The organism is Dyella terrae (assembly GCF_022394535.1).
Lineage (GTDB): Bacteria > Pseudomonadota > Gammaproteobacteria > Xanthomonadales > Rhodanobacteraceae > Dyella.
In genome coordinates, this window is the sequence record NZ_CP089414.1 from 2,297,136 (window position 1) to 2,305,593 (window position 8,458).

An 8,458-nucleotide genomic window follows, 5' to 3' on the forward strand; every position below is an offset into this window, starting at 1 on the left:
CGGCGCGTACCCCGTCAGTCGTCGCGGTCGTGCGGCACGCTCACCTTACCCTTGACACCGGAATGGCTAACGTCGCCGCTACCTTTGGCGCCCAGCGTGAGGTCGCCTTGCACATCGCGCACCACCAGGTCGCCCGAACCCAAGGTATCCACGCGCACGTTGCCGCTCACGTTGCGGAGACCGACGTCGCCCGAACCAATGCTGCCCACGCGGGCATCGCCACGGACGCCATTGACCTTCAGGTCGCCGGAGCCGATGGAGCCGGCATCGAGGCTACCCACGTCATTCGCGTCGATATCACCCGAACCCACGCTCAAGGCGAGCGGGCCAGCGATCTTGCTGACGTGCAGGTCACCCGAACCCACCTGCGTGCTCAATCGCTGCAGGCCCATCGCCCAGGCATCACCCGAACCGATATTGAGCACGACCGGCATCTGTACGGGCACCTGCATGTCCAACTTCAGGCTGGTCGAACTGTGGCCAAACAGCGAGATATTGATGTGCGAACGACCGCCGACCTCCACGATCAGGCGATCGCCCTCGCGGCGCTGGGTCACGGTCAAGTCATCCAGCAACTTCGGATCGGACGCACAGGCACGCCCCGTCACAATGCCCCCGCTGCCACTCGCGCCGGAGAGATGCAGGTCATAGCTATGCAGGTCCACCTCTACCTCGCGCACACCCTGAAGATCGAGCGTGAGATTGCGCGGGGCTTGGTACTGGCAGTCATCGGCGTAGGACGCCAGTGGAGCGAGCAACAGGATTGCTAGGATCAGACGGCGCATAGATGGTTCCTCATTGGCTGGATAACGCTTTGATGGCCCAGGACGACAAAAGGTTTAGAGGCTACAAACAGGCTCTTGCAGACCCCATCGTCAACCCGCGCCGCCAAACGACGTTTGAGACTTCACGAACCGACGTGGAGTCACCCTGCCATGCAGCGCAAAACATTGCTCGCCACCGTACTCGTCCTGGCGGTTATCGGAGCGGCCTCGCTGGTTATCGCCCAAGACGGCGCGCCGAGCGCACCGCCGGCCAAGAACGCAGCTGGCAAGACGGAACCCATGGCGCATGACGGTATGGCCGACTTCATGGGTGGTCCGGACTTCGGTGGCCCTGGTCCGGGCCCGGGCTTTGGTCGCCCCGGTTTTGGCCGCATGGGCTTCGACGCACCCGAATCACCGGTGATCGGCGACCTCACCGCCCTGGAGCGCCTGTACCGGGAAAGCGGTCGCACCAAGGAGCTTCCGGCCCTTTACAACGACGTGCTGTCCAAGTCGCAGGACCCACGCGTGCGCACCTATGCGTATCACCAGTTGGCCCGCGTGCAGTCGGCGCCAGCCAACACCGACCAAGCCATTGCCACGCTGCGCAAGAGCCTCGACGAGAACCTGAGTAACGAGGCGAAGAAGCGCGCCGAGCTCGACAAGATGCGTAGCGATTGGGAACAGCGCCACAGCCAGGCCAAGCCGGCGCCCCAATCCTAAGAAATCAGATAACAAGAAAAGCGGCACTGCCGTTAGGCAGCGCCATGCCCTGAGGCACGGGAACCCCAGAGCCCGTGCCTCCTTTTTATCCTTCGCTGAAGCTACCTCAGGCGACCGGTTTTTCCTGCTGCTTGGCGCGTTGCCACAGCATTTCCTGGCAGGCTAGATCCTGCTCGGGCAGGGGCTTGCCATCGGCATGCGCCAGTTGCTCCATCGCGCGGAAGCGTCGTTCGAACTTGGCGTTCGCATGGCGCAATGCCTGGGAGAAATCCACGCCCGCATGCCGGGCAAGATTCACCACGACGAACAGAACGTCACCGATCTCGTCCTGCAGACGATGCCTGTCGCGACCGTTGGCGAACTCGGCGCGTACCTCGCCGACCTCTTCCAGCAACTTGTCCAGCACGGGCTGTTCATCGGGCCAGTCAAAGCCGACCCGAGCAGCGCGTTCCTGTAATTTCAGCGCTCGCTTCCATTCGGGTAGTCCGCGTGAAACGCCGGCCAGCGCGCTGTCGTCGTGCTCTTCGCCCTTGGCGGCGCGTTCGGCGGCCTTGATATCGTCCCAGGCCTGCTTCTGCGCATCGAGATCGTCATAGCGCTCATCACCGAAGACATGCGGATGACGCCGCCGCATCTTCTCGCTGATCGCATGCGCCACGTCGGAGAACTCGAACAAGCTCGCCTCTTTCGCCATCTGCGCGTGGAAGACCACCTGTAACAACAAGTCGCCCAATTCATCGCGCAGGTCATGCCAATCCTTGCGATCGATGGCATCCGCCACCTCGTACGCCTCTTCGATGGTGTACGGCGCAATAGTGGAGAAATCCTGCTGCACGTCCCAGGGGCAACCGTTCTTCGGATCGCGCAGGCGCGTCATGATCGCGAGCAGGTCGTCCATGTCGTGTCGGCGCGCGTCGCTCATGAGGCGTCCATATCCGCCGACTGCAAGCGTGCTTTCCAGTCGATGGAGACGTCGCCTACGGCGATGAATTCCGGATTGATCAGCGAATCGCCACGGTTGTAGCGCAACGGCTCACCCGCAAGGTCGAGTACGGCCCCACCGGCTTCCTCCAGCACGCTCTGCGCTGCCGCAGTATCCCATTCACTGGTAGCGCCTCGACGCAAATAGACGTCCGCATCGCCACGCGCTACCACGCAGAATTTCAGCGATGAGCCCAGCGGCGTCGACGCGTAGTCGTCACCGATCAACTGCTGCAGCAAAGCCGCGCCCGAGCCACCGTGCGAGCGGCTGCCAGCTACGGTGGCGGGCTCCGCCATACGTCGCGTACCGATACGCTGCCAGGCACCACCCGTCTCGCGCTGCAACCAGGCACCCTCGCCGCGTGCCGCGACATAGAGCTCGCCGGTGACCGGCGCCAGCACCACGCCAAGCACAGGCTGATGGTTCTCGATGAGTGCGATGTTCACGGTGAACTCGCCATTGCGCTTGATGAACTCGCGCGTGCCGTCCAGCGGATCGACCAGCCAATAGCGTTGCCACTCGCGACGCTGCGACCACGGTGCGGCGCGGGCCTCCTCGGAAATCACCGGAAGGATGTCATCCAGCGTAGCAAGACCCGCCGTAATCACGCGTTGCGCGGCAAGGTCAGCGGCGGTGACCGGCGAATGATCCTGCTTGCGTTCGACTTCGAAGTCTTCACCATAAACAACGAGGATGGCCTCGGCGGCGTCACGGGCGATCGCAGCGATCTGCTGCAGCAGCTTGGAAAAGGGGGCTTGAGTCATGTCGGCGAAAAGCGGCCCGCAAGATACTCGCGTGCCATAAAGAGGGCTGCAATGGAACGGCCTTCGGTGACGTCGTCCCGCGCGATCAGCACGTGCAGATCGGCGAGCTTCCATGGGACCACTTCCAGCTCTTCGGGCTCATCACCCTCGAGGCGTTCCGGGTATAGATCCTGCGCGAGCACCACGTGCGCCATGTGCGTCATGTACGAAGGCGACAACGACAGGTTGTGCAGAATTTTGAGCTTGCGCGCGCCGTAGCCGACCTCCTCCTTGAGTTCGCGGTCAGCCCCCTGCTCCACGGTCTCGTCACGATCAAGTCGCCCCTTGGGCAAGCTTAGTTCGTACCGTCCCACGCCGGCGCCGTACTCGCGCACAAGCAGCACGGTCTCGTCATCGATCATCGGCACGATGATGACGGCGCCGAGTCCACCGCCCTTCAGGCGCTCATAGGTGCGGCGCTCTCCGTTGGAGAACTCCAGGTCGAGCTGCTCGACGCGCAGGAAGCTGCTGTCGTGCACGTCCCGGGTGGCATGGATGATCGGTGGCTTTGGCATCGGGCGATTGTAGCGCGGGGGTCAGGGGGGCGGCGGCGCGTGATGGCGACCGGAGAAGGCGGCCCAGATCATCAGGCCGAGAGCGATGGCATGCAGCAGGCTGCTGACCAAGGCCCAGGACGTAGCAAGCACCTGGATGGCGGAAGAAGTGCCCTCATGCATCAAGTGAGGGATATACCAGCCACTCATCACCGAATGCGCGACGAGAAGCAACACCTGCAGCACGCAGGCCACCAGCATCAACAAAGCCGATTTGCGCGCCCTGGACCAGTACACGCCGGCCATCACGATGCCGACGACGCAGGCAACGAATACGGGCGCGGTGCCAATGAGGATGGAGTAGATCGGAATCAGGTCTTCCATGACGGTTTCTCAGTGAGAGGTGGAAAATCGGTCAAGTGCCAGCGCGTGGATGGCAGGCGTTCCCGCCAGCACGCTGGTGGTGTCTAGCGTAAGCGCCTTGCCGGCGAGGTCCGTGAATACGCCGCCCGCCTCCCGCACGATAACGGCCAACGCGGCCACGTCCAGGATGCTGACATCCGACTCGATCACCAGGTCTAGCCCGCCGCGCGCCAGCAAGTGGTAGTGGCAGAAATCACCGTAGCCACGGATGCGGTTGCTGTCGCGAATCATCGCGCCCAACGCGGCCCAGCGCGCGTCCTTGGTCAGGGTCTTGATGTTGCCGGTGGAAAGGGAGGCCTTGGCCATATCTCGGGTGTCGGCCACGTGGACGCGCTCACCGTTGAACCACGCGCCACCGTCTTTGCTCGCCCACATGGTCTCGCCGTAGACCGGTGCGCTCGACACGCCGAGCACCAGTTCGCCACGATGCAGCAGCGCGATCTGTGTAGAGAAAATGGCGTGCGGCGCACGAAGCTCTTGGTGCCGTCCAAGGGGTCGACCATCCACAGCAAGTCATTGCCCTGGTCGTCACGGCCGAACTCTTCGCCAAAGATCGATGCCTCGGGCAGCGCTTTTTGCAGGATCTCGCGAATGGCCAACTCTGCTTCGCGATCCGCCGCCGTCACCGGCGTGTCGTCGCTCTTGAGTTCCACCGCCACACCCTTGCGCCAGTAGTGCCGCAGCACCACGCCAGCGGCTTCCGCGGCTTCGCGCGCGGCGTCCAGCGCCTTGGACAAGTTCAGTTCGCTCATCGTTTCTCCCCGCGGAGGGCGGCTGCGAGACCACCACTGTAGTTGATGTGCGTGACGCCATCGGTATCGGTGGTGCCAAAAGCGGCTAGCCAGCGCTGAAGTTCCGGATGTTGCCCTCTGGGCGCGGTGACGGCAGTGAAACGCCGCGCGAGAGGACTGAGCTGCAGGCGACCGTCGACGCGCAACGGGCCGTTGCCATCGTCCTGCACGTGCCCTTCGATCACGCCATTCACCGCCTGCAGTTCCGCACGCAGATCGCCCAGCGGGAGCTCGCCCAGCGCGACCGTGCGGAGCGCTGCTGCCTGCCATTGCACGTGGGCATCGAGGCTCCCAGGCCAACCACCGCGCAACTGGAGATGAGCGGCCGTCGCGCGAAGCGTGCCGCGCGGCCATCCGCCCAGCACCATGGGGCCGGCGCCGAGAACGTCCAGGTCAACGCGCATTTGGACGTCCGTCCAGGTAGCCTCGGCGGCCTGCTTTCCCGTCATGTTGCCCGCGAAATCCACGCGGGAGCCATGCAGTTCCACATGCAACCGGTTGTCACCCAATAGGGCGGCACGTGAAAGCTGCCATTGCAGCTCGCCCAGGTTCTCGCCCTTGGCAGACAACAATTTTCCCGCCTTGCCATCCCATAGCAGGCCACTGACGTCCTGCAATTGCGCACCGTTCAGCCGACTCTCCAGCCACGGCATGGCCCAACGGGCCGGCAGGAACCAAAGCAGCACGAAAACCGCCAGCAACAAGGCCACCAGGCCCATAAGTGCAATACGCCAGACCTTCAACTCGGCTCCCAGACAGGACGCGGGACTTGAGCGTGCATGCTCGAAACCCCGATCATAGCCCGATGAATACCTTCCCTGCTGGCGACGCGCTGGTGCGTCGCGACCTGAGCCTGCTCTGGCACCCCTGCACGCAGATGTACGACCACCGCACGGTGCCGATGGTGCCTATCGCCCGCGGCGAAGGCGCCTGGTTGATCGACACGAACGGCCGCCGCTATCTCGACGGCATCAGTTCGTGGTGGACCAATCTGTTCGGCCACGCCAACCCGCGTCTGGCGGCGGCACTCGCCGAACAGGCCCACACGCTGGAGCACGTGATTTTCGCGGGCTTCACGCACGAGCCCGGCGTAGCGCTGGCGGAAGAACTGGTGCGCGTGACCCCGCCGGGACTCAATCGCGTGTTCTATGCGGACAATGGCTCGGCCGCTATCGAAGTGGCGCTGAAGATGAGCTTCCACTATTGGCTCAATCAGGGTCACGGCGAGAAAACGCGCTTCATCGCATTGACCGGCAGCTACCACGGCGAAACGCTGGGCGCACTCTCGGTCAGCGACGTCGCGCTCTACCGGAAGACATACGCGCCACTGTTACTCACGCCCATCCTCGCGCCCTCCGCGGACACTTATGAAGCGCTTCCCGGCGAGAGCGCGAGCGAAGTCGCACAGCGACGCCTGGACGAGCTCCGCCACTTGCTGGAGGCGCACGCGCACGAGGTGTGCGCCGTCATCGTGGAGCCCCTGGTGCAATGTGCCGGAGGCATGCGCATGTATCACCCGGACTATCTCGCGGGGTTGCGCCGTCTGTGCGACGAATACCACGTGCATTTCATCGCCGACGAAATCGCCGTGGGCTTCGGCCGCACCGGCACGCTGTTCGCGTGCGAACAGGCCAGCGTCTCGCCGGACTTCATGTGTCTCTCCAAGGGGCTCACCGGCGGTTTTCTACCGCTGTCAGCGGTGCTGACCACGGCGAACGTGTACGAAGCGTTCTATGCCGAATACAGCGCAGGCAAGGCATTCCTGCACTCGCACAGCTACACCGGCAACCCACTGGCCTGCCGCGTGGCGCTGGAAACCATGCGGATATTCCGCGACGAACCCGTGCTTGAGCGCAATCGCGTATTGGCGGCACACCTGGCCAAACGACTGGCACCGCTACGCGATCATCCGCATGTAGCTGACGTACGGCAGACCGGCATGATTGGCGCGGTGGAACTGGTGGCGGACAAAGCAACCCGCACGCCGTTCCCTTCATCGGAACGGCGTGGACTACGCGTCTACTTGCACGGCCTGGAACACGAGGCACTGCTTCGCCCACTGGGCGACATCATTTACTTCATGCCGCCCTACGTCGTCAGCACCGACGAGATCGACCACTTGGTCGATACCGCGATCGCAGGCATCGAGCGCGCCGTGGCTTAGTGGCCGCCACGCACCGTGATGCTCGGATCCAACTGCTCCAGCGCCCGGCCCGTATCCACCTGGCCCGTGTTGAGGATGTCCTGACGGCTGTAGCTGCGACCGGCCACCGGCAGGCAAGTACCCTGCTTGGCCGGAATCAGGCTACCGGTCGATTGCAGGCAGTTGCGATTGCCGGGTTTCAACGGGCTCTGCGACGCGTTCGGGTTGCCGGCGCCCTGCAGGGTTGACTGAGCCGCGGGCGCGGGGTTTTCCTGCGCCATGGCGATCGGGGCGACGCCCAGTGTCATGACAAGGATGAGAAGGGATTTGCTGACCATGATCCACCTCCGGGGAACAGGGGATGTGTGACATGCTGCGCCGGTAGCCGCTAACAGGCAAATGCCGCTGCGTGGGCATCTCCCGCGCATTCAGCTAACCGCTCGCAGACCGCATGGGACGGTATTTCTCCGGTCCGCTATGCTTTTCGTTTCCGTTCCTCTGATAACGCTCCATGCGCACGATTCGTATACATGTCGAACTACCGCTCGCCATCGGCCAGGCGTTGGACCTGCCAGCGCAGGCGGGCGAACACGTGGCGCGCGTGCTGCGATTGACGGCAGGCGCCCCGATTACCTTGTTCAATGGCGACGGCGTGGACTATCCCGCCGTGATCCAGTCCGTCGGCAAGCGCGATGTCCAGGTACGGGTGGAAGCCGCCCTGCCGGTGGCCAATGAATCGCCCTTGCCACTGACGCTGGCCCAGGGTGTGGCGCGCGGCGAGAAGATGGACTTGATCGTGCAGAAGGCCACCGAACTGGGTGTGGCGCGCATCATTCCGCTGCTGACCGAACGCTCCGAAGTGAAACTTGACGCCAGTCGCGCCGAAAAACGGCTGGCCCACTGGCAGGCCGTCGTTGCCAGCGCCTGTGAGCAGAGCGGCCGCGCCCGTCTGCCCGAGGTCTTACCAGCCATCCCGCTGGAACATTGGCTCCGCGACCTTCCCCACGACGGTGCACTGCGCCTGGCCCTGCTGCCCGAAGGCACCCATCGTCCAGGCGAACTGAAGTTCTCCGCGGCAGGTGGCGTGCTGGTGGTGGGTCCCGAGGGCGGCTTGGGTCAACGCGATACCGCAGCACTCACTGACGCCGGCTTTACCGGCCTACGCCTTGGGCCGCGCATCCTCCGCACGGAAACGGCGGGCCTGGCAGCACTGGCAGCGCTGCAGGCGTTGCATGGGGATGTGTGAATCGCACGCCGTTGGGTGTGCGCCGGGATGACGAGCTAGTTGGAAGGTCGAGGCTAGGTTGACCCCTCACCCCAACCCTCTCTCCCAAA

The 8,458-nt window shown here is 63.8% G+C and carries 10 protein-coding genes and 1 pseudogene; 3 read left to right on the forward strand and 8 right to left on the reverse strand.

Features of this window, described 5'->3' with window-relative positions:
* Window positions 1-14: 14 nt before the first annotated feature.
* A complete protein-coding gene (locus tag DYST_RS09860) occupies window positions 15-785 on the reverse strand; it encodes a GIN domain-containing protein (RefSeq protein ID WP_239951614.1) in 771 nt (256 codons plus the stop codon).
* A gap of 150 nt (window positions 786-935) precedes the next feature.
* On the opposite strand from DYST_RS09860, the gene DYST_RS09865 reads away from it, so the two are divergent.
* Entirely contained in the window at window positions 936-1,487 is a 552-nt protein-coding gene (locus DYST_RS09865; RefSeq protein ID WP_239951615.1) for a hypothetical protein, read from the forward strand.
* A gap of 106 nt (window positions 1,488-1,593) precedes the next feature.
* Here DYST_RS09865 and mazG read toward each other — a convergent pair whose 3' ends face one another.
* From mazG to DYST_RS09895, 6 genes and pseudogenes are all read right to left on the reverse strand, one after another.
* Window positions 1,594-2,409 (reverse strand): nucleoside triphosphate pyrophosphohydrolase, encoded by an 816-nt coding sequence (gene mazG / locus DYST_RS09870; RefSeq protein ID WP_239951616.1) that lies wholly within the window; start codon window positions 2,407-2,409, stop codon window positions 1,594-1,596.
* On the reverse strand, window positions 2,406-3,233 hold the full coding sequence (gene cysQ, locus DYST_RS09875; protein WP_239951617.1) for a 3'(2'),5'-bisphosphate nucleotidase CysQ: 828 nt from the start codon (window positions 3,231-3,233) through the stop codon (window positions 2,406-2,408). The genes mazG and cysQ overlap by 4 nt, the downstream gene beginning before the upstream one ends.
* Window positions 3,230-3,787 carry an ADP compounds hydrolase NudE gene (gene nudE / locus DYST_RS09880; protein ID WP_102302125.1) on the reverse strand — a complete coding sequence of 186 codons (558 nt, stop codon included), beginning with the start codon at window positions 3,785-3,787 and terminating at the stop codon, window positions 3,230-3,232. The genes cysQ and nudE overlap by 4 nt, the downstream gene beginning before the upstream one ends.
* Window positions 3,788-3,808: 21 nt before the next feature.
* Window positions 3,809-4,150, reverse strand: a complete 342-nt coding sequence (locus DYST_RS09885) for a hypothetical protein (RefSeq protein ID WP_239951618.1) — start codon at window positions 4,148-4,150, stop codon at window positions 3,809-3,811.
* 9 nt (window positions 4,151-4,159) lie between these two features.
* Window positions 4,160-4,941: pseudogene (locus tag DYST_RS09890) on the reverse strand (inositol monophosphatase family protein).
* Window positions 4,938-5,723 carry a type II secretion system protein N gene (locus tag DYST_RS09895; RefSeq protein ID WP_239951619.1) on the reverse strand — a complete coding sequence of 262 codons (786 nt, stop codon included), beginning with the start codon at window positions 5,721-5,723 and terminating at the stop codon, window positions 4,938-4,940. The pseudogene DYST_RS09890 and the gene DYST_RS09895 overlap by 4 nt, the downstream one beginning before the upstream one ends.
* Window positions 5,724-5,785: 62 nt before the next feature.
* Between DYST_RS09895 and bioA the strand changes: the two genes are divergently transcribed.
* Entirely contained in the window at window positions 5,786-7,144 is a 1,359-nt protein-coding gene (bioA, locus tag DYST_RS09900) for an adenosylmethionine--8-amino-7-oxononanoate transaminase (protein WP_239951620.1), read from the forward strand.
* Here the strand turns inward: bioA and DYST_RS09905 are convergent.
* A complete protein-coding gene (locus tag DYST_RS09905; RefSeq protein ID WP_102302120.1) occupies window positions 7,141-7,461 on the reverse strand; it encodes a hypothetical protein in 321 nt (106 codons plus the stop codon). The two genes, bioA and DYST_RS09905, sit on opposite strands and share 4 nt — an antisense overlap.
* A gap of 173 nt (window positions 7,462-7,634) precedes the next feature.
* Between DYST_RS09905 and DYST_RS09910 the strand changes: the two genes are divergently transcribed.
* On the forward strand, window positions 7,635-8,369 hold the full coding sequence (locus DYST_RS09910; RefSeq protein ID WP_239951622.1) for a 16S rRNA (uracil(1498)-N(3))-methyltransferase: 735 nt from the start codon (window positions 7,635-7,637) through the stop codon (window positions 8,367-8,369).
* The last annotated feature ends 89 nt before the right edge of the window (window positions 8,370-8,458 follow it).

Bases quoted from the DNA above. Each gene is read 5' to 3' on its own strand.
- DYST_RS09860 (WP_239951614.1), bottom strand. From the start codon at position 785: ATGCGCCGTCTGATCCTAGCAATCCTGTTGCTCGCTCCACTGGCGTCC.
- DYST_RS09865 (WP_239951615.1), top strand. From the start codon at position 936: ATGCAGCGCAAAACATTGCTCGCCACCGTACTCGTCCTGGCGGTTATC.
- mazG (WP_239951616.1), bottom strand. From the start codon at position 2,409: ATGAGCGACGCGCGCCGACACGACATGGACGACCTGCTCGCGATCATG.
- cysQ (WP_239951617.1), bottom strand. From the start codon at position 3,233: ATGACTCAAGCCCCCTTTTCCAAGCTGCTGCAGCAGATCGCTGCGATC.
- nudE (WP_102302125.1), bottom strand. From the start codon at position 3,787: ATGCCAAAGCCACCGATCATCCATGCCACCCGGGACGTGCACGACAGC.
- DYST_RS09885 (WP_239951618.1), bottom strand. From the start codon at position 4,150: ATGGAAGACCTGATTCCGATCTACTCCATCCTCATTGGCACCGCGCCC.
- bioA (WP_239951620.1), top strand. From the start codon at position 5,786: ATGAATACCTTCCCTGCTGGCGACGCGCTGGTGCGTCGCGACCTGAGC.
- DYST_RS09905 (WP_102302120.1), bottom strand. From the start codon at position 7,461: ATGGTCAGCAAATCCCTTCTCATCCTTGTCATGACACTGGGCGTCGCC.
- DYST_RS09910 (WP_239951622.1), top strand. From the start codon at position 7,635: ATGCGCACGATTCGTATACATGTCGAACTACCGCTCGCCATCGGCCAG.